This window comes from Caballeronia sp. DA-9 (assembly GCF_051615025.1).
GTDB classification, from domain to species: domain Bacteria; phylum Pseudomonadota; class Gammaproteobacteria; order Burkholderiales; family Burkholderiaceae; genus Caballeronia; species Caballeronia sordidicola.
The window spans coordinates 1,306,897-1,324,505 of record NZ_CP195131.1 but is presented as its reverse complement, the minus strand read 5'-3'; the positions used below and the strand labels follow the sequence as shown (position 1 = coordinate 1,324,505).

At 60.9% G+C, this 17,609-nt stretch carries 19 protein-coding genes and 2 pseudogenes; 11 read left to right on the top strand and 10 right to left on the bottom strand.

Annotated features, from left to right (window positions below):
- Positions 1-42: 42 nt before the first annotated feature.
- The 3 genes from ACRWA7_RS05915 to ACRWA7_RS05905 form a co-directional block, all read right to left on the bottom strand.
- Positions 43-921: an amidohydrolase family protein gene (locus tag ACRWA7_RS05915; RefSeq protein WP_060819662.1), complete on the bottom strand. Its 879-nt coding sequence runs from the start codon at positions 919-921 to the stop codon at positions 43-45.
- Between the two features lie 52 nt (positions 922-973).
- Positions 974-2,179, bottom strand: coding sequence for a CaiB/BaiF CoA transferase family protein (locus tag ACRWA7_RS05910; protein WP_060819345.1), 1,206 nt, complete (start codon positions 2,177-2,179; stop codon positions 974-976).
- 69 nt (positions 2,180-2,248) lie between these two features.
- Positions 2,249-3,121, bottom strand: a complete 873-nt coding sequence (locus ACRWA7_RS05905; protein ID WP_438390462.1) for an HpcH/HpaI aldolase/citrate lyase family protein — start codon at positions 3,119-3,121, stop codon at positions 2,249-2,251.
- A gap of 102 nt (positions 3,122-3,223) precedes the next feature.
- Here ACRWA7_RS05905 and ACRWA7_RS05900 point away from each other — a divergent pair, with 102 nt between their 5' ends.
- From ACRWA7_RS05900 to ACRWA7_RS05850, 11 genes and pseudogenes are all read left to right on the top strand, one after another.
- Entirely contained in the window at positions 3,224-4,105 is an 882-nt protein-coding gene (locus tag ACRWA7_RS05900; protein WP_438390461.1) for a LysR substrate-binding domain-containing protein, read from the top strand.
- A 321-nt stretch (positions 4,106-4,426) separates the two neighbouring features.
- Entirely contained in the window at positions 4,427-4,765 is a 339-nt protein-coding gene (locus tag ACRWA7_RS05895; RefSeq protein WP_438390460.1) for a hypothetical protein, read from the top strand.
- The gene (locus ACRWA7_RS05890; protein WP_438390459.1) at positions 4,708-5,190 is read left to right on the top strand and encodes an MFS transporter; all 483 of its coding nucleotides are present in this window, start codon (positions 4,708-4,710) and stop codon (positions 5,188-5,190) included. The genes ACRWA7_RS05895 and ACRWA7_RS05890 overlap by 58 nt, the downstream gene beginning before the upstream one ends.
- Before the next feature lie 288 nt (positions 5,191-5,478).
- Positions 5,479-5,985: pseudogene (locus tag ACRWA7_RS05885) on the top strand (IS5/IS1182 family transposase); the annotation flags it as partial.
- A gap of 8 nt (positions 5,986-5,993) precedes the next feature.
- Positions 5,994-6,314, top strand: coding sequence for an ATP-binding cassette domain-containing protein (locus ACRWA7_RS05880; RefSeq protein WP_438391058.1), 321 nt, complete (start codon positions 5,994-5,996; stop codon positions 6,312-6,314).
- Positions 6,315-6,449: 135 nt separating this feature from the next.
- Positions 6,450-6,605, top strand: a complete 156-nt coding sequence (locus tag ACRWA7_RS05875; protein ID WP_438390458.1) for an ATP-binding cassette domain-containing protein — start codon at positions 6,450-6,452, stop codon at positions 6,603-6,605.
- Positions 6,580-6,795: a hypothetical protein gene (locus ACRWA7_RS05870; RefSeq protein ID WP_438390457.1), complete on the top strand. Its 216-nt coding sequence runs from the start codon at positions 6,580-6,582 to the stop codon at positions 6,793-6,795. Before ACRWA7_RS05875 ends, ACRWA7_RS05870 begins: the two co-directional genes overlap by 26 nt.
- A 164-nt stretch (positions 6,796-6,959) precedes the next feature.
- Positions 6,960-7,967, top strand: a complete 1,008-nt coding sequence (locus tag ACRWA7_RS05865; protein WP_438391057.1) for an FAD-dependent oxidoreductase — start codon at positions 6,960-6,962, stop codon at positions 7,965-7,967.
- Positions 7,964-8,716 (top strand): FAD-dependent oxidoreductase, encoded by a 753-nt coding sequence (locus tag ACRWA7_RS05860; RefSeq protein ID WP_438390455.1) that lies wholly within the window; start codon positions 7,964-7,966, stop codon positions 8,714-8,716. The genes ACRWA7_RS05865 and ACRWA7_RS05860 overlap by 4 nt, the downstream gene beginning before the upstream one ends.
- Before the next feature lie 351 nt (positions 8,717-9,067).
- Positions 9,068-9,226 (top strand): hypothetical protein, encoded by a 159-nt coding sequence (locus ACRWA7_RS05855; RefSeq protein WP_438391056.1) that lies wholly within the window; start codon positions 9,068-9,070, stop codon positions 9,224-9,226.
- A 101-nt stretch (positions 9,227-9,327) separates the two neighbouring features.
- Positions 9,328-9,576 (top strand): annotated as a pseudogene (locus tag ACRWA7_RS05850) (IS6 family transposase); the annotation flags it as partial.
- Between the two features lie 201 nt (positions 9,577-9,777).
- Here ACRWA7_RS05850 and ACRWA7_RS05845 read toward each other — a convergent pair.
- Genes ACRWA7_RS05845 through ACRWA7_RS05815 form a run of 7 tightly spaced genes read right to left on the bottom strand, consistent with a single transcriptional unit; the run spans position 9,778 to position 17,319 of the window.
- Complete coding sequence (locus ACRWA7_RS05845; RefSeq protein WP_438390454.1) at positions 9,778-11,244, bottom strand: M81 family metallopeptidase; 1,467 nt, start codon at positions 11,242-11,244, stop codon at positions 9,778-9,780.
- Between the two features lie 22 nt (positions 11,245-11,266).
- Positions 11,267-12,400, bottom strand: coding sequence for a M24 family metallopeptidase (locus ACRWA7_RS05840; protein ID WP_438390453.1), 1,134 nt, complete (start codon positions 12,398-12,400; stop codon positions 11,267-11,269).
- 28 nt (positions 12,401-12,428) lie between these two features.
- Positions 12,429-13,208, bottom strand: a complete 780-nt coding sequence (locus ACRWA7_RS05835) for an ABC transporter permease (protein ID WP_438390452.1) — start codon at positions 13,206-13,208, stop codon at positions 12,429-12,431.
- Positions 13,205-14,089: an ABC transporter permease gene (locus ACRWA7_RS05830; protein WP_438390451.1), complete on the bottom strand. Its 885-nt coding sequence runs from the start codon at positions 14,087-14,089 to the stop codon at positions 13,205-13,207. Before ACRWA7_RS05830 ends, ACRWA7_RS05835 begins: the two co-directional genes overlap by 4 nt.
- Positions 14,086-15,207 carry an ABC transporter ATP-binding protein gene (locus ACRWA7_RS05825; RefSeq protein ID WP_438390450.1) on the bottom strand — a complete coding sequence of 374 codons (1,122 nt, stop codon included), beginning with the start codon at positions 15,205-15,207 and terminating at the stop codon, positions 14,086-14,088. The genes ACRWA7_RS05830 and ACRWA7_RS05825 overlap by 4 nt, the downstream gene beginning before the upstream one ends.
- A complete protein-coding gene (locus ACRWA7_RS05820) occupies positions 15,204-16,337 on the bottom strand; it encodes an ABC transporter substrate-binding protein (RefSeq protein WP_438390449.1) in 1,134 nt (377 codons plus the stop codon). The genes ACRWA7_RS05825 and ACRWA7_RS05820 overlap by 4 nt, the downstream gene beginning before the upstream one ends.
- Complete coding sequence (locus ACRWA7_RS05815) at positions 16,294-17,319, bottom strand: MurR/RpiR family transcriptional regulator (protein ID WP_438390448.1); 1,026 nt, start codon at positions 17,317-17,319, stop codon at positions 16,294-16,296. Before ACRWA7_RS05815 ends, ACRWA7_RS05820 begins: the two co-directional genes overlap by 44 nt.
- Positions 17,320-17,609 lie beyond the last annotated feature (290 nt).

The following is a 17,609-nucleotide window of genomic DNA, read 5'->3' as shown; positions in this document are numbered from 1 at the left end:
TCTTGTTGGTAGCGCGTTCTGTGCACGCTTTTGTGTGGGGTCTCAGGCGGCCGGGCCGGAAAAGTCGTACAGCGCTGCGGCGTTTTCCACCAGGATGCGGTCGCGAATTGCGTCGTCACCGGTCCAGACGCCGAGCAGATCAAAGAGCCGCACGTCGTCGGGCTTGCGTGACTCCGTCGAGTGCGGCCAGTCGCTGCCCCACACGAGCCGCTCAGGCAACGCATTGATCCAGGCGTGCGCGGTCGATGCGATGTCCGCATAGTCCTTTTCGATGCCAGCGGCCGAGTCGAGATAGGGTCCGGATAGCTTGACCCAGACGCGGCCGGAATCCGCCAGATCGTGCACGATGTCGAACGCCGGATGCGACGTGCCATCGGGCATGGGAAGACGCGCGAGATGATCGAACACGATCGTTGAAGGCAGGCGCGCGAGCATCGCCTGGTGTTCGACGATCTGAGCCGCGGTCCAATGCAATTGCACGTGCCAGCCGAGCTCCGCGATGCGTTGCGCGAGCGGCTCGACCATCTCGAACGTGACGGCCGCGTGCGCAGGGGTGTATAGCGTGAAGCGGATGCCGCGAATTCCGCCGTCATGAAGCGCGGCGAGTTGCTGATCCGTGACGTCAGGTGTCAGCACCGCGACGCCGCGCGTCCGGTCACGGCCGAGTTGCTGAATTGCGTCGAGCGTGACGCTGTTGTCGGTGCCGAAATTGCGCGGCGTGACGACCACCGTGCGCTGCGTGCCGGTCCTGTGCTGCACGGCGATGTAGTCCGTGACAGTCGCGTGCTCGGGGAAGTTGGCCCCACTTGCATTGTCCGCGAGGAAGCGGCGGTCGTAGATGTGCATGTGCGAATCGCACGCATCTGCCGGCGCCTGGCTCCGTGGCAGCGGGTCGTTGTCATTGCACTGTTGCGTGCTCATCGTCGTCTCCGTTTTGTATTCGCGCCGCATTCACGCGCCATCGAATGCTTGTTTACAGCACCGCGCGTTTCGCTCGCAGGTTGACGATCTCGTCGTCGCTCCAGCCGGCGTCCCGCAGCACGGCGTCCGAGTGCTGCCCGAATGCGGGCGCAGCAATTGGGGCAGGGCCCGCGGAGTCGCCGAACCGGATTGGCTGACGGAAACCACGGTAATGCCCCACGCCCGGATATTCGTAGTTCGTGATCATGTCTTCTGCAAGCACCTGCGGGTCATCGAACATATCTTCGATGCTGCGCGCAGCCGAGCATGGCACGGCGTCGCCGAACAGCGCTTCCCATTCGAGCGCACTGCGCGCCGCAAGCGCCGCGCGAAGTTGCGACACGATCTCATCGCGATGCAGCGCGCGTTTGCGAACAGAGTCGTAACGCTCGTTGCTTGCGAGCGCGCCGAGACCCGTCTTTTCACATAGTGCCTGCCAAAAATGCGGCGTGTTCGCGGATATATACAAGTAGCCTTCGCGGGTCGGATGAATGCCCGTGATGCCGCCTGAACGCATGTCACGGCCCACATCCTTCGGTTCACCTTCGGCCCAGATCATCCGTGCGGACTGCATGGTGAGCGCGCTGCGCAGGAGGGATACGCCAACATACTGTCCCGCGCCGTTGCGCTCGCGTTCGAACAACGCGGATGAGACGCCCGCCGCAACCAGCGCCGCGGCGTAATAGTCGACGACCGAACCGTAGATGATCTCCGGCGGCCCGTCACGCTTGCCTTGCAGGGTGCACATGCCGCTCATGGTCTGCAGTACCTGGTCGTAGCCGGCCTTGTCCTTGTTCGGACCCGTTTCGCCATAACCCGTGACCGCGCAATAGATCAGGCGCGGGTTGACCTCGCGAAGCTGTTCGTAAGCAATGCCCAGGCGCGCTGGTACGCTGGGCCGGAAGTTATGAACGAGCACGTCGGCGGTCTTGACGAGCTGCATCAGCACATCGAGGGCTTCACGCTGTTTCAGATCCAGCACAAGACCGCGCTTGCCTCGATTCACGCCGAGAAAAGCGCGGCTCTCGGCTTCGAGCGTGGACGGATATTTGCGCAGGTTGTCACCGGTGGGCGGCTCGATCTTGATGACGTCAGCGCCCTGGTCGGCAAGCAGCGTGCAGCCGTATGGACCGGCAATATACGCGCTCAGGTCCAGCACGCGAATCCCTGCCAGCGGACCCGTTGCACTGCTTTCGGTGGGGTGGGACGGACGTTCCATGATGTGCTCCATCGATATCGGACTGGGATCAAGCGGGTGGCGCGCTGGCACCGGCCGCCTGGCGGAAGTTCAACGGCCGTCCAGCAGCCCGAGGCGGGTGGCGTCGCGCACAAGCGCACGCGCCCGTTCGACGAATGGCGGATCGATCATCTTGCCGTCAACCACATACGCGCCTATCCCGTTTGCATCGGCTTCGCGGGCCGCTTCGACAACACGCAGCGCGTGGGCGATCTCATCGTCGGACGGGCGGAAGACTTCGTTTGCAAGGACGATCTGGCTCGGGTGAATACAACTCTTGCCGAGAAAACCCAGCGACTTCGCAAGTTGCGCCTCGGCACGAAAACCCGCTTCGTCCTTGATGTTGGCAAAAGCCGAGTCGTATGCGAATACGCCCGCTTCGCCGGCCGCGACACGCAGCGTGAACATGGCCTGCTGGATCGCAGCCTGTTCGCGCCGGGCGATGCCGAGCGGCTCGAACAGGTCGCCAAGACCGAGTTGCAAACCCGCGACGCGCGGATGCGCAGCAGCGAGTTCGGCCGCGAGACGAAACGCTTTCGGCGATTCGATGTTGAGCAGCAGCCGGATCGGCGTGGTTACGCCATTGTCTGCTTCAGCACGTTCGAGTACGGCTACGGCGGCGTGCACATCGGCGGCGGATTCGGGTTTCGGCAGATTGATCAGGTCGAGGCCACGTTGTGCGACGGCGTCGATATCTTCGGTGAAATGCGGCGTGTCGAGTGCGTTGACGCGCACGATCAGCACCTTCTGCTTTTCGGCGATCAGATCTGAGCGCAGCAGTTCGCGCAGTTCCGCGCGAGCTTGGGGTTTTCGCTCGGCGGCGACGGAATCTTCCAGGTCGAAAGACAAGGCATCGGCGGCGCCCGCGAATGCCTTGGTGAACAACTCGGGGCGCGAGGCCGGCACGAACAGTTTGCTTCTCATGGCTGCGCTTTCCGGATTTGTTTGCTGAACGTCAGTCTAGGCCTCGGCTGGATTTAGATAAACTATCCGGAACTATCTTCAAAAGATATATAAACTACCTTCATGGATGTCACTTTTCTCGCCAATTTCTTGCTGGTCGTCGATAACGGGTCGATGGCGGAGGCCGCACGCCGTATCGGCGTGACGCCGGCGGCAATTGCGCAGCAGGTCCAGGCGCTCGAGCGGGAGCTTGGCGCGGAGCTATTGGTGCGCTCGGGGCGCACTGTCGTGCCGACTGAAGCCGGGCATCGCGTGATTGAACGTGCGCGTGGGCTGGTACGCGAATTCGCGGAACTGAGGGCGTTCGCGCTCGAAGGCGATGCGGCGGGCGAATTGCGGATCGGCACGATTACAACCGCGCTCTTGAGCCTCGTGCCCGAAGTGCTGGCCGGCTTCGCCGCGCTGTTTCCCCAGGCGAACGTGCTGATTCGCGCGGGGACGTCGATGGAACTCTACGAGGCGCTCCAACGCGGAGATGTAGATGTCGCCGTCTGCCTGCACCCTGCCTTCGCCTTGCCGAAGGCGTATGAATGGCATCTTCTGCGCGAAGAACCGATTGTCGTGCTTGCACCGTCGCGTTTCGCCGCGCACGACGCTCACGAACTGCTGGCGCGCGAGCCTTTCATTCGATACGACCGCTCGCTGGGCGGCGGCAAGCAGGCCGATCAATACCTGCGCGCGGCGAAGATCGCGCCGCGTGAATTGTTCGAACTGAACTCGTTGATGGCGATCGCGATGATGATCGACCGCGGCCTCGGTGTATCGCTGGTGCCGGATATCGTCTCGCCGTTGATGACCCAGTTGAACGTTGTGAAGCTCGCGCTGCCGGTTCGCACGGAACCACGTCGATTCGGCGTGTTGTGGCACCGGGCGTCACCGCGCGGGCGCCTGATCAGGGGCTTTCTCGCGAGCGCCGATGCAGTGCTCGCGACCGAGCGGAGGTAGCCTCCGTTCGCCACACTTCCGAGGCGGCGACGAATTCGGTACGCATGACCTCACTGCAGTTTTCGCATAACAGGTATTCAAGCGGTTCATCCGTTCCCGATTACGCTCGGGTACCACCGGCAAGCCCAAACGGGTCACGCTTTCGCAATCCGAGCGCGCGGTCGTCGCGTCATACGTGCCGATGCGCAATGGACGAAAGGCTATAGAGCCAGTGTCCGGCGTACACATACCGATAAAACCCGAAGGAGACAAACATGGTCAAGAATTCGCATATCCGGCGCATCGCGTGGTCGGGCGCGATCGGCGCGACGCTCGAGTGGTATGACTTTTATCTTCGGGTCCGCCGCCGTGCTGATCTTCAACAAGCTGTTCTTCCCGGCATTCGATCCCGTCGCGGGGACTATCGCGTCGCTCGCCACTTTCTCGGTGGGTTTTGATGCGCGGCCGCTGGACGGCATCGTATTCGGCCATTTCGGCGATCGCATTGGACGCAAGGCAATGCTCGTGATGAGCCTGACCATGATGGGCGGCGTGACGTTTCTAGTCGGACTGTTTCGGACATACGCAAGTGTCGGCGCCCCCCCGCGCCGATCCTGCCGACCTTGCTGCGTTTCCTGCACGGTTTTGCGGTCGACGGGGAATGGGGCGGCGCAACGTTGATGGTGATCGAGCATGCGCCATCGAAAAAGCGCGGAGCCTACGGCAGTTGGCCGCAATGCGGCATCCCGGTCGCATTGCGGCTTTCGACCGGCTTGATGGCATTGACCAACGCGGTCACGACGCCTGAGCAATTCGCCTCGTGGGGCTGGCGGATTTTGTTTTTGCTGAGCGGCGTGCTCGTGGCGTTCGGCAATGTGCTCAGGCGTAGCGTTTCCGAGTCGCCCAGCTTCAAGAAGCTGCAAAGCGCGAATCCAAAGGATCGCCTGCCGATTGCGGCCGTGCTGAAGACAGAGAAACTGAAGACCGTTCGAGTGATTGCAGCACAGGCTGCGGAGAACACCAGCTTTTACGCCATCGCGGTGTATCGCTTGTCTACCTCACTCAGGATCTGCATGTCCCCAGGCCCCTTGCATTGCGGGCGTTGATGATAGGTGCGTTCCTGCAGACCGTCACGCAGCCGTTCTTCGGGGGTGATCAAGTGAGTGCGAAAGTTGATCCCTATGAGGGTGTGCTTCTAGGTCACGCATTCGTTGACGTTCGAAAGCTCTCTGATACGTTGGGTATCTCCAAGCGATCCTTGCGGCGATCGCTTCTAGCGGGCTCCGAGCATCGGCAGTGTTGCTCAAACGTTAGATACTGCCGTTTATGTTCAGGCCTCGGCTATCACGGCGTCTTGTTTCAGCGGCCAAGCGAGAGCATTTGTCCAGTTCATAAGTGTTGACGCGAAGCATCATCTGGTCGTCGCGCACGTCGTTACCAATGACGGCATTGATCGCGAACAGTTGACGTCGATGACGAAGCTTGCCCGTACAGAGATGGCCGTCGACAAGCTCACCGCAGTTGCGGATCGCGGCTACTACAAGAGCGAGGAAATACTCGCATGCCATGAAGCTGGAATAAACGTGTTCGTTCCGAAGACGGTGACATTGAGCGCAACGACTCATGGCCGCTTCGGCAAGGATGACTTTATTTACAACGCACAGACGAACGAATATCGGTGCCCAGCAGCCGAGCGGTTCATCCGGCGATTCTCGACCGTTTAACGCGGCTTGAAGATCAGCAAGTATTGGAGTTCGAATTGCCAGCAATGTCCGTTAAAAGGGGACTGCACGCCAGGTCCTCATCGTCGCGTGACATGCTGGCAATACGAAGCTGTTCTTGACGAGATGCAGGCGCGACTTGATCATGCACCTGAGCTGATGCGCATTCGGAGACAGACTTCTTGAATATGTTCAGGACGTCCTCATCTGTAGAGAGCGGTGCTTCAACACGTCCCGTTCCTCCAAGTAGTGCGAGCGCTACGCCGAAGGAGTGGCCCGTCATCGAGATTTCAGGACTCACCAAGCGTTGCGGTAAATCGCTCGTGCTCGATGGCGTCGATCTGAACGTGCAGCGCGGTGAAGTCGTCGCCGTGTCGGGCCGAAGCGGCGGCGGAAAGACCACGATGCTTCGCTCTATCAATCTTCTTGAGATGCCGGATTCGGGCATCGTGCGCGCGGCGTGCATGTCCTGTTCGATGGTACGAAAGCCGCCTCACGCAGTGCGCTGATCGCGGCGAGGCGCGACGTCGGCATGCTGTTTCAGAGCTTCAACGTGTTTCCGCATTTGTCGGCGGTCGAGAATATCGCGCTGCCGCTGGTGCGCAATTTGGGCATGAAGCGCGAGGAGGCGATCGATACCGCGAATGCATACTCTCGACAAAGTGGGGCTGTACGAGAAGGCGCTGCGCATGCCGTTGCAGTTGTCAGGCGGGCAGTTGCAGCGTGTCACGCTCGCACGTGCACTGGCGCAGAACCCGAAGGCACTTCTGTTCGATGAACCCACGTCCGCTCGACCCTGAATCCACGAACGACGTGCTCGCCGTGATGCGCGACCTCAGTGCTAAACGCATGACCATGATCGTCGTCACGCACGAGATTCGGTTTGCGCTGAACGTGGCGTCCACGATCATCATCATGGATGGAGGCCGTATCGTTGAGAAGGGAGATCCGAAGCCGATCATCGAATCACCGTCTCATGAGCGCACGTAGTTTTCTTGCCGGGCATTAAGTCCGGCGGCATCGTCATATCGGACGTCGGACGGCACAAGGCATGAAACGAGCAAGCATCGCCGTGATCGGCGTAGGCACGGTTGGGAGCATGGCGCTCTGGCAGCTCGCGCGGCGCGGCGGGCGGCGATACGCGGCTTTTTCGGGTGGCCTCGGAAGGCGAAGCCTATGTGCCGATGACACGCCAGGCCTATGGCGAATGGCGCAGGCTCGAAGCCGACTCGGGCCGGCCTCTGCTTAACCTGTGCGGCGGCCTGTATGCGGGACCGGCAGGATCGCCGTTCATGCGCAAGATCATGAGCAACGTGGAGCGCTACGATTTGCGTCACGAAACACTGAGCTTGGCAGACCTGCAACTGCGTTATCCGCAACTCGCCGGGAACGACGGAGATATCGGCCTGTTCGGTCTCAAAGCTGGTTTCTCGCTGGCCGAAGTGGCCGTCGCGGTCGCGGCGGAAACGGCGGTGAAGCATGGTGGTCGCCTAGTCACGCAGACGAAGATCCGCGCAATCTTGCCCGAGGACAAAGGGGTGCGCATCATCACCGATGACGACATGTGGATGTTCGACAAAGTCGTCATTGCGACGGGCGCGTGGCTCAACGAACTTTTGCCGAAGCGCATTCCATATGTGGACGTGCAGCGTTTGTCGGTGCACTGGTGTCCGCTGCGCGATGCATCCGTCTACCAACCGGAGCGCTTTCCCATCTTCGAGATTCAGGGCAAGGAGTTTCTGTTTGCGGTGTGGCCCTCCATCGATCAGGCGACCATCAAGGTGGGATTCGCTGCATCGATCGGTCATCTGGCGAGCGCGCAATGCATGACTGCCGGGCTGTCCGACGAAGTGCTCGCGCTTACCGATGACTACGTACGCCGCTATCTGCCTGGCGCGATTCCGGTCGCAATCCGTCATGCCGTGTGCATGGACGGTTTCACTGCCGATCGCGATTTTTTGCTCGGCCCCTTACTTGGCGATGCGCGGCTCATCGTCTTCACCGGGATCTCGGGCCATGGCTTCAAGATGGCTTCGGCGCTCGGTCTTGCGGCGAGCCAGTGGGCGCTCGCCGGCGGTACGGAACTCGACTATCGCAGCTTCGATCCAGAGCGTTTTCCCGCGCGGCGCATGCTGAGTCGCGCGTATTTGGCATCGTCATGAGCAAGCATGTTTGTGTGCTCGGCGGCGGTGTGATCAGTGCAGCAACCGCGTGTTACCTCGCCCGCGACGGGCATCGCGTCACGGTCATCGAAAGCAACGAGCGCACGGGTATGGAGCCGAGCTTTGCAAACGGCGGGCAACTTGATTATAGCTATGTCGCACCACTGGCCACGCCCGGCGTGCTGGGAAATTTGCCCGGATGGATGCTGTCGCGAGAAGTGCCGCTGAGCTTTGCACCGAGCCTTACCGTTCATCAGTGGCGCTGGTGCGTGTTGTCTCTGAAGGCATGCACGGCGACGGGCAGCCGTCAGTCGACAATCGATATGCTCGGCCTCGGCGCGTATAGCCGCGAGCTCGTCGATGAACTTCTGCGCGACGAAGAACTGGACTTCGATTTCCATCACAGCGGCAAACTCGTCGGGTACCGTGATGTGCGCGAATTCGAAGCCGCGAAGCGAAACATCGACGTGCTCGCACCGTTCGGCGTCGTGCAGAATGCGCTTGATGGGTCGGGCCGCATCGCACTGGAACCGGCTCTCGCACCGCTTGGGCGAAGGCTCGTGGGCGGCATATTTATGCCATCGGCGGACACGGGGCGACCGCTTTCGCTTTACCAACGGGCTGGCGCGCATCGTGAGCGACAGTTACGGAACACATTTCATGTACGGCACGAGGGTGCGGTCGTTGCGAAAGAAGGGCACTCGCGTGGTCGCGGCATCGACGAATCAGGGCGATGTCGAAGCGGATGACTTTGTCGTGGCCCTCAGCAATGCGAGTGTGCCGTTGCTGGACGCGTTGCGCATCGGCTTGCCGGTGTATCCGCTGAAGGGTTGTAGCCTGACATTGTCAATATGCAAACACCATTATGCAAACACCATAGCGCTCCGCGAGTTAGTGTAACGGACCTTCATCACAAATTCGTGTATGCGCGTCTAGGCGACCGGCTGCGCAGTCGATATGACGCCGCATGGCGCACACGGCGATGCGCGGCGCATCGAGTTGCTTCGCCGTCAATCTCGCGCATCGTTGCCTGATGCCGGCGACTACCGTGCCGCGCAGGCTTGGACCGGTATAGGCCCGCAACGCCGGATGGCAAGCCTGTGCTGGGGGCGACGCCGTATAGCAATCTGTGGCTGAACACCGGGCACGACCCGCTGGGATGTACGTTCGCTTGCGCCAGCGGGAAGTTGGTTGCCGATGAGATCAGCGAACTACCGACGGCCGTACCTATGGCGCCATTCAATTTGAGCCGGGGATGAGCCGACGGTGATGTTGACCATCGTCGCGTCGCAAGCCAATGGTTATTCCGTGACAAGGCGGTGCGGTATTATGTTCGGCGCCAAAACAAAGTTTTTGCCCGATGAAACAGAGCCTGACGCCGGCCTTAGCGCGCGTGTTTGAACGCCTTCATTATCCGTTTGATGTGATGTTGATATGTGTGCGCTGGTATGTTGCCTATGGACTGAGTGTACGAAACCTTGAAGAGATGATGAGTGAGTGAGGCATCGAGGTCGACCATTCGACAGTGCATCGTTGTGCAATCAGATTACTACTTCTTGGAAAAACGTTCGGTCGCCGCAAGCGCCCGGTGGGCAAGAGCTGGCGTGTTGGACCGATTCCTGGCGAAACTGAGCGGCTTTGCGCTGCGCCTGAGCATCGGCTAGCGTACGGCATCCTTCCACCAACGCTGCTAAGTCATGCCTTTTAAAACACCGATGCGCGGGGAGAAACACCGTTCTGCATGAATTCGACAACGTCCGGAGTTTGTAAAGTCAGGCGCATGAAAAACAGGCGTACGCATTACACACTGTCATGAAGGTACGGGCGGTACGCCGACCACGCACGCGCCAGGCGCCGCCACGACCAGAACTGAGGAACTGATCGTGGAGAAATCCGCGCGAAAATGAACCGAACTCTTCAACGCGAGAATTGCCGTGGATGCCGGGTCGATCCCCACGTGGCGGAAGATCGACTGGTCGGCGGCCTGCATGGTTCGCGAGGAAACGATCACGCGAACTGTGGTGTGCTCAACGCAAAGCAACGCCATTGGGCCGAGATCAATTGGCGCGTTACGCCACATTGGCCCGGTTCCGGTGAATTGCCCCGAGGCGAGCCGTTCCACCACGAAACGCCCAATGAACGGCTCGCTCCCCGCAACCCGCACGTGACCGCCAAGCGCCAGTGCAAGCGTTGCACCCGGTTTCGCCGTATGAGCCGCAGCGGCAGCACTGGGATCGCAGACGATTGCCACCAGGGCGTTTTGTGCATGGTGATCGACCAGCGCACGCAGGATGCCCGTTGTATCCGACGACCCCCCGGCGCCGGGGTTGTCGTTAGTGTCGCAGAGAATCACAGGCAGCGATGCCGTCACGGCGAGGCGCATGGCTTCTTTAACGGCAGCATCTGGCGTGTACGGTGCTTCCGTGAAGCGATCCCGGCACGCACTGATATCTGCTGCCAGACTGGCGACCGCGATTTCGGTTTCGCGCGGGTCATCGCCATAGCCGAACACCGTCTGGCGCGCGTCGGCAATATCGGCAAGCGGAAAACCGCATGCCCACGACAGCGAGGCCAGTCCGGCCGACGCCTCGATTGCCTCGAGTCCAGCCATGAGGCTTGACGCCGGTTCGGCGAGCGTGCATTGCGCGGTCAGCGGCGCGATGAAATTAATCGCGGTAAATGCTTTGTGCCATGTCCGTCCGCGCTCCATGCGTTGCAGAAGCAACGCGACGGCTCGCGCGCCTGTCTCGCGCATGTCGATATGCGGATAAGTGCGATATGTGACCATAGCGTCGCAGGCATCGAAGAGAGAACGGCTGACATTCGCGTGCAGGTCGAGACTAACGACAATTGGCAGCGCGTCGCCCACATGCTCGCGAATTCGCCGCAGCAGTTCGCCTTCGGCGTCGTTGTGGCTCTCCGTGACCATCGCGCCATGTAGGTCGAGGATCAGGCCATCCACGGGACCGGCGGCGAGCAAGCGCTCGATCATGTCCTGCGCGATGACATCGAACGCGTAGTCCGTGACCTTGCCCGAAGGCGTCGCCGCCGCCCAAAGCAGTGGCCGCACCTTGTGCGGACCGACACGGACATCGGCATGCAGCGCTTCCAGCATGCCCGCGACAGGCAGGTTCATGCCCGCCAGCGTGGATTGCATAGAAGCGCCTTTCTGCCAGCCGGGCCATCCGCCACCTTTTATGAACGCGTCAAGCGGCGTTGGCGTGGGCGAAAACGTGTTGGTTTCGTGCTGGAGACCGCCAACCGCTATGGTGAACATGCGCGCGTTTCCTTGGGCGTATTTACACAATCGCGAGACGGCGCGGGGTTCTGGTCAGCAATTCAATGCCATCGTCTGTCACGAGCACCGTCTCGCTGAACGCAATTCCGTTCGCCGATACATACATGTGGAAGATCATCCCCGCTCCGAGCAACCACTCCGATGTCGGCAAGAAGATCCGTGTGAAGTCGCTGGTATGCGGCGTCGATTGCGGGTAATAGCCAAGGCTATATCCTGTGATATTTGGGAATGCTGAACGCAACCCGGCATCAAGTACGCCATGGCGTGCAATTGCATCGATCTCTCTGGCGACTGTGCCCGGTTTCATCGCCGCGAACTGACGGTCCTGAATCTCCAGCAATCGCGCGGCAATGCTCTCCTGTTCGCGCGATGCTTCACCCATGATCGCCGGGCGCATCAGGCGCGCGCTGTAGCCATTCACGAACGGTAATAACTCCATGTGCAGGATGTCGCCGCGTTGCAGCGGATGGCTGTGCAGGTTGCCGTGCAAAAACGCATCGCCAATACCTTGTGTGATCGGACCCGCGCGGCCGGAATCGGCGCCGTGACGCATGAACGCATAGCTGACTGCTGCCGCGGCGTCGCGCTCGGACGTGCCTACGCCCGACACCGCCAGCGCCTCGCTCAGCGCAATGTCACCGATCTCCGCCGCGCGTCGCACATATGCGATTTCCTGCGGCGACTTGCAGGCGCGCAGTACGTCGAGCACGCCGGAAAAATCGGTGAAGCGCGCGGCCGGCAACGCTGCCTTGAGGCGCGCGAAGCGGTTGACCGTCATGCAGTACGAATCGCCGTCGAAGCCAATCCGCTGGTTTTCCCAGCCCTTGCGCTCAAGGAGCGTTGCAAGCACCGCGAGCGGATCTTCCCAGTCCGAAAAGCCCACGTATTCGCTGAGCCAGGTGGTTTCCAAAAACGGCAACTCGTCCATGGAGCGCAGCATGAACACTGGCTCGCCCTCAAGCGGCACCACGCACGCGCGATACATGTTTTCTGAAATGCCAAAGCCGCTGAGATAGAACAGGAAATCGGTCTGGTCGACGATCAGCACATCGACTTGCCGCTCGCGCATTGCAGTACGCACGCGCTCAAGCCGCTGGTGGTATTCATCGAGGGAGAAGAGCAGGGTTGGAGTCATGAGAACGGTATGGCAAAAGAAAAAACGGTCAGGCGCGCCGGCCTGCAAAGGAGGCAAGCACGAGCGTCAAGGTGGAGAGGACAACGAGCAGCGCGCTGATCGCCGCAATCTTCGGGTCGAGCTGGAACAGCACCGCGTTCCATATGCGCACCGGCAAGGTTTGCGCCGACGTGCCCGCAAGAAACAGCGCAATCAGCAACTCGTCGAAAGAAGTAAGGAATGCAAAGATGGCAGCCGATGCAAGCCCGGGCGCGATGATCGGCAATGTGATGCGGCGCAACGCCGTTGCGCGCGACGCACCGAGGCTCATTGCGGCGTCTTCAAGACGGCCGTCGAAGGCTTGCAGGGTCGAGGACAAAATGATCACCGCGATGGGCGACGACACCACTGCATGGCCGATTACGATGGACATCACGTTGCCGAGTGCGGGAAGGTCGACAAAGAAAAAGTACATGGCAATGGCGGCAATGATGTTCGGCACGATCATGGGCAGCAACACGATTGCGTAGACCACGCGTTTGAAACGAAAGCGATGGCGCACCAGCACGATCGCGGCAGATAGCGCTAGCACGAGCGTAATGACCGTCGATAAAAACGCGATCCGCGCGCTCAGCCAGATCGAGTCGAGCCACGCGGGATCGGTGAGGACAGAAACAATCCAGCGCAAGGTCAGTGCCTTCGGCGGGAACGAGAGGTACTGCGAGTCGTTCAGTGCAAGCGGAAACACCAGCGCTATGGGCGCGGCAAGGAAGACCAGCACCGCGACCGCCACGATCGCGATGGGCCAGCTCGTGGTATCGCGCTTCATAGTTTCGCCTCGAAGAGCCGGTTCAGACCGATCAGCCGCTCGTAGAGCGCGAACAGCATCAGGGTGCTGCCGAGCAGGACGGCGGCCAGCGCCGAGGCAAAATTCCAGTCGAAGTACGTCTCAATCTGCGCTTCGATCACCATGGAAATCAGGCTGTCCTGCTGGTTGCCCATCAATGCGGGCGTGATGAAATAGCCGAGGGAAAGAATGAATACGAGCAGCGTGCCGGACGCGAGACCTGGCATCGATAAAGGAAAAAACACTCGCCAGAAAGCGCGCAGCCGGCTCGCGCCGAGACTTTCGGCGGCGAGCATCAAGCGTGTGTCCACCAAGCGCATCACGCTGTAAAGCGCGAGCACCATGTACGGAAGCAGCATGTAGGTCATGCCGATCAGCACGCCGGTCCGGTTGTAAAGCAGGCTCAACGGGTGGTCGATCAGGCCGAGGGCGATCAGCGCGTTGTTGATCAGGCCATGACTGCCGAGCAGCACCATCCACGCATACGTGCGCACGAGGACGCTCGTGAAGTACGGCACGACAACAAGGATCATCAGCATCGCGGCGACGTTGGGCCTGCGCTTCGATAAAAAATACGCAAGCGGATAACCGAGTAGCGCGGTCAGCGCCGTGACCGCCGCGGCAATTTCGAAGGTGGTGCGCAACACGACCAGATAAGCGGGCTCGCTGAATACGCGCGCAAAATAGTCGCCCGTCACGCCGGTCTCGCCGATAAAACTGCGCGACAGCATCGCGCCTAAAGGATAAAGAAAGAACACCACGAGAAACACCAGAAGCGGCGCGAGAAGCCACGGTGCGCGCGAACGTCGCGCTGCACGGATGACGGCATACGTCGAAGCGGCGGACTGGGCGAGATCCGTCATGATGATCCTTCCTCTGACGCCATGACCCAAACCGTCTCCGGTACGATTTGCAACGCGACGGCGTCATTGATCGCGGGCATGCCGGACGCGCCGGTATTCGGCATTTGCACGTCCAGGCGTTGATTGTCGGGAAGGGCGACGGTGTACTTCACCGTATGTCCAAGATAAAGCGAATCGACGACCACGCCATCAAGCATGCCAATTCCAATTCCATTTTCATTTCCTTTCGCCGCGATGCCAATGCGCTCCGGCCGCAACAGCGCAGTGGCCCGTGATCCGCGCGGCAGCGTTCCCGCGCATTGTCCCGGAACCGCGACGCCATTCGCCAGCCGCAGCAGCGCGCTGCCTCGGTCCGCGGTCTCGACCACGCCGTCGAGCATGTTCGACTGGCCGATAAACGCCGCGACCCAGCGCGTCGCAGGCCGCTCATAGAGCGCCGCGGGCGAACCGATCTGCGCGATGACGCCGTCGTGCATTACAGCAATACGATCCGAAAGCGTCAGCGCCTCTTCCTGGTCGTGCGTGACGAGAACCATCGTGGTGCCGAACGACGCATGCAGCGCCTTGATTTCGGCCTGCATGGCATGGCGGAGGTTTTTATCGAGCGCGCCGAGCGGTTCGTCGAGCAGCAGCGCGCGCGGATCGAAGATCAGCGCGCGGGCCAGCGCCACGCGCTGTTGCTGGCCGCCCGAAAGTTCGCGGGGATGGCGAGTGGCTTTGTCGGAGAGTTGCACGAGGTCGAGCAGCCGTCCGACTTTTTGCGCGATAGCTGCTTTTTTCAGCCCCCGCATTTCCAGCGGAAAGGCGAGATTTTGCGTCACCGTCAGATGCGGAAACAGCGCGTAGTGCTGAAACACGACGCCTAGGTCGCGGCGGGCGGGCGGCAAGTCCGTGACGTCCTTGCCATCGATAAAAACCTGCCCCACGCTCGGTTCAACGAAACCCGCGAGCATCATCAGCGTCGTGGTCTTGCCGGAACCGCTTGCGCCGAGCAGCGTGACGAATTCGCCGGGCGCGACCGTGAGGTCGAGTTCGCGCACAGCGGGCGCCGCCGCGCCAAACGTCTTCCCGATACCCCGCAGTTCGAGGCTCGCGCCCGGTGATGGACCTGCGCTCATTTTTGCAGTACCCACGATTGCCATTGTTGCCCGACCGAGGCCAGATTGTCCGACCACCATTGCGGGTCCTGTTGGAACGAAATATCGAAGTGTTCTTTTGAACTGGGCAGCTTTGCCAGTTGTTCCGGCTTGAGCAGGGCAAGGGCGGCGCGGTTGGTCGGCCCATAGGCAATGTGGCGCGCGACCTCGGCCTGCACGGACGCCTGCAGCGCAAAGTCGATGAACTTCTGCGCGTTCGCCGCGTTCGGCGCGTTCTTGATCACGCTCAGGCACTGCGTCTGCCGCTTCGCCTGATTCCATTCGATGGCAAGTGGCGCGCCTTTGTCGATCAGGTCCTGCGCGCGGCCATTCCACAAGCCGCCGAGCACGGCGTCCTTGCGCTCCATCAGTTGCGCGGAGGCGGCGCCTGTTGTCCACCAGTTGACGACATCCGGCTTGATGCGGCTCAGTGCGCGAAGTGCACGGGGAACGTCGAGCGGGTAAAGCTTGTCCTTCGGCACGCCGTCGGCGAGCAGCGCGAACTCGAGTTCTGCCGAGCCGGACTGTTGGTCCGCGAGGGTGCGCGCGCCAGGATACTTCTTCGCGTCCCAGAACTCGACCCACGATTTCGGATGTGCGCCATTCTTGAACACGTCGGTGTTGTAGACCATCACTGTCGAGAAAAACAGGTTGCCCACAAAGTTTGGCTTCTTCGCGACCGACTGGATATCGTCGGGCTTCGTGAAGGTCATCTTCGAATAGTCGATGGGCGCAAGCGCGCCGATCTTGTCGAGCGCAACCTGCGCGATGTCCGTCAGGTCGGCTACGTCCAGCGCCACGCGGCCCGCTTCGATCATCGCGCGGATCTGCGCGGCGGTCGCCGGCTGGACCACGACTTCAATCCCGGTCGCCTCGGTGAACGGCTTGTGGATGGCCGCGGCCATTGCGTCCTGATAAGCGCCGCCGAGACCGCGCACCACGACCTTGCCCGTATTGTCTTTCGCGAAGACCGCGGGCGCGCCGAACGAGATCGCGCCCGCGGCAGCCATGCCGGCTCCTGTCTTCAGAAAGCGGCGACGGCTGGTGCTGGCGGCCTGCGCCGGCGTGTCACTGGCGCTTTGCGCGCCGGCGTGGGGCTTGCTCGACTTCATGGAATTGCTCCTTTGCGATACCGGATGGGATAGGGGAAGCGATGTTGGCCTGCAAAGGCTGCGAGGCGCCCTCTGGCGAGCGCAACCGGTCATCGAGTTGCGAGGCGAGCGACGCCGCGCCCGACGATTCGTCCGCGCTCGACCAATGCGAAAGCAGCCGCCACGCTTCGTCGGACCGGCGCAGCATGGCGCTTGCCTTCGCGCCGTTGCGGGTCATCGCGAGCGCGACCAGCCAGTTGATCAGGCTCAGCGTGCCGGCTTGCGACCACCACGCGAAGGTCGAGCTTTCCCGCCCGACAATGAACGTGTCGTCCGCAATTTCCGCGAGTGGCGACGAAGGTTTGTCGGTAATGGCGACAATGCCTGCGCCATAAGAGCGCGCAATACGCATCAGGTCGATCGTATAAGGCAGATAGCGCGCGTAGCCGATGCCGATCAGTACGTCGTCCGCCTCGACATGGCGAATCCGGTCGGCAATATCGCCATGGCCGATGGTCAGCACTTCGCTGTTGCCCAGGATCTGATTGAGATGTAGCGAGAGCATCACGGCAAGCGGATAAGTCGTTCCGTGTCCGGTGATCCAGATCCGGCGCGCGGCGATCAGGCGGTCCACCACGCGGTCCGCGAGCGCCACGGAATTCTGGCGTGCGGTGTCCTGGAGCAGAGCGGCGTCCGAGTTGAAGATATCCGCCTTGAGGTTTTCTCCAACCGCCAGCCCCTCTGTCGCGGCGCGCATGCCGCTTGCGCCCACGCGCTCGAGCAGACCCTCGCGCAGCGCATTGCGCATCTGCGGGAAACCGTCGTAGCCGATCGCGCGCGCGAAGCGCACGACAGCCGCATCGCTTTGCCCAACCGCCTCGCCAATCTGCTTTGCCGTGGCGAACGCCGCGTCCTCGCTGTGATCGGCGATATGACGCGCCAGCGCTTTTTGCGCTCGCGTTAACTGCTCAAAATGCTGACGAACCGCAGTAGAAAATTGCAAGATACCCTGCCTGTTGTTTTCGCTACAATTAGCTAAATTAATGTAGTGGACGTGACAGAGCCTGTCAACTGCAAAACAAATGTTGGCGTTTTTGGTGATGCGGCAATGCACATTTGCTTGCTTTCGACGGAACCGCCCAATCCTCCGGAATTACCCTAAGCGCCTAATAAAAACGTTTCTAAAAAACGTTTTTATCGCTATCGTTCATAGGAGGATGCGCTCGAATCCAGCGCGCAAAGCAAAGGCAAACATAACGGCGCGAGTGCACGCATGCTGTCGTAAAAAGGAGG

Coding starts and splice junctions, on each gene's coding strand:
- ACRWA7_RS05905 (WP_438390462.1), bottom strand. CDS start 3,121: ATGAGAAGCAAACTGTTCGTGCCGGCCTCGCGCCCCGAGTTGTTCACC.
- ACRWA7_RS05825 (WP_438390450.1), bottom strand. CDS start 15,207: ATGAGCGCAGGTCCATCACCGGGCGCGAGCCTCGAACTGCGGGGTATC.
- ACRWA7_RS05820 (WP_438390449.1), bottom strand. CDS start 16,337: ATGAAGTCGAGCAAGCCCCACGCCGGCGCGCAAAGCGCCAGTGACACG.
- ACRWA7_RS05870 (WP_438390457.1), top strand. CDS start 6,580: ATGAACCCACGTCCGCTCGACCCTGAATCCACGAACGACGTGCTCGCC.
- ACRWA7_RS05875 (WP_438390458.1), top strand. CDS start 6,450: ATGCATACTCTCGACAAAGTGGGGCTGTACGAGAAGGCGCTGCGCATG.
- ACRWA7_RS05915 (WP_060819662.1), bottom strand. CDS start 921: ATGAGCACGCAACAGTGCAATGACAACGACCCGCTGCCACGGAGCCAG.
- ACRWA7_RS05840 (WP_438390453.1), bottom strand. CDS start 12,400: ATGACTCCAACCCTGCTCTTCTCCCTCGATGAATACCACCAGCGGCTT.
- ACRWA7_RS05835 (WP_438390452.1), bottom strand. CDS start 13,208: ATGAAGCGCGATACCACGAGCTGGCCCATCGCGATCGTGGCGGTCGCG.
- ACRWA7_RS05895 (WP_438390460.1), top strand. CDS start 4,427: ATGACTTTTATCTTCGGGTCCGCCGCCGTGCTGATCTTCAACAAGCTG.
- ACRWA7_RS05880 (WP_438391058.1), top strand. CDS start 5,994: ATGTTCAGGACGTCCTCATCTGTAGAGAGCGGTGCTTCAACACGTCCC.
- ACRWA7_RS05860 (WP_438390455.1), top strand. CDS start 7,964: ATGAGCAAGCATGTTTGTGTGCTCGGCGGCGGTGTGATCAGTGCAGCA.
- ACRWA7_RS05910 (WP_060819345.1), bottom strand. CDS start 2,179: ATGGAACGTCCGTCCCACCCCACCGAAAGCAGTGCAACGGGTCCGCTG.
- ACRWA7_RS05845 (WP_438390454.1), bottom strand. CDS start 11,244: ATGTTCACCATAGCGGTTGGCGGTCTCCAGCACGAAACCAACACGTTT.
- ACRWA7_RS05830 (WP_438390451.1), bottom strand. CDS start 14,089: ATGACGGATCTCGCCCAGTCCGCCGCTTCGACGTATGCCGTCATCCGT.
- ACRWA7_RS05900 (WP_438390461.1), top strand. CDS start 3,224: ATGGATGTCACTTTTCTCGCCAATTTCTTGCTGGTCGTCGATAACGGG.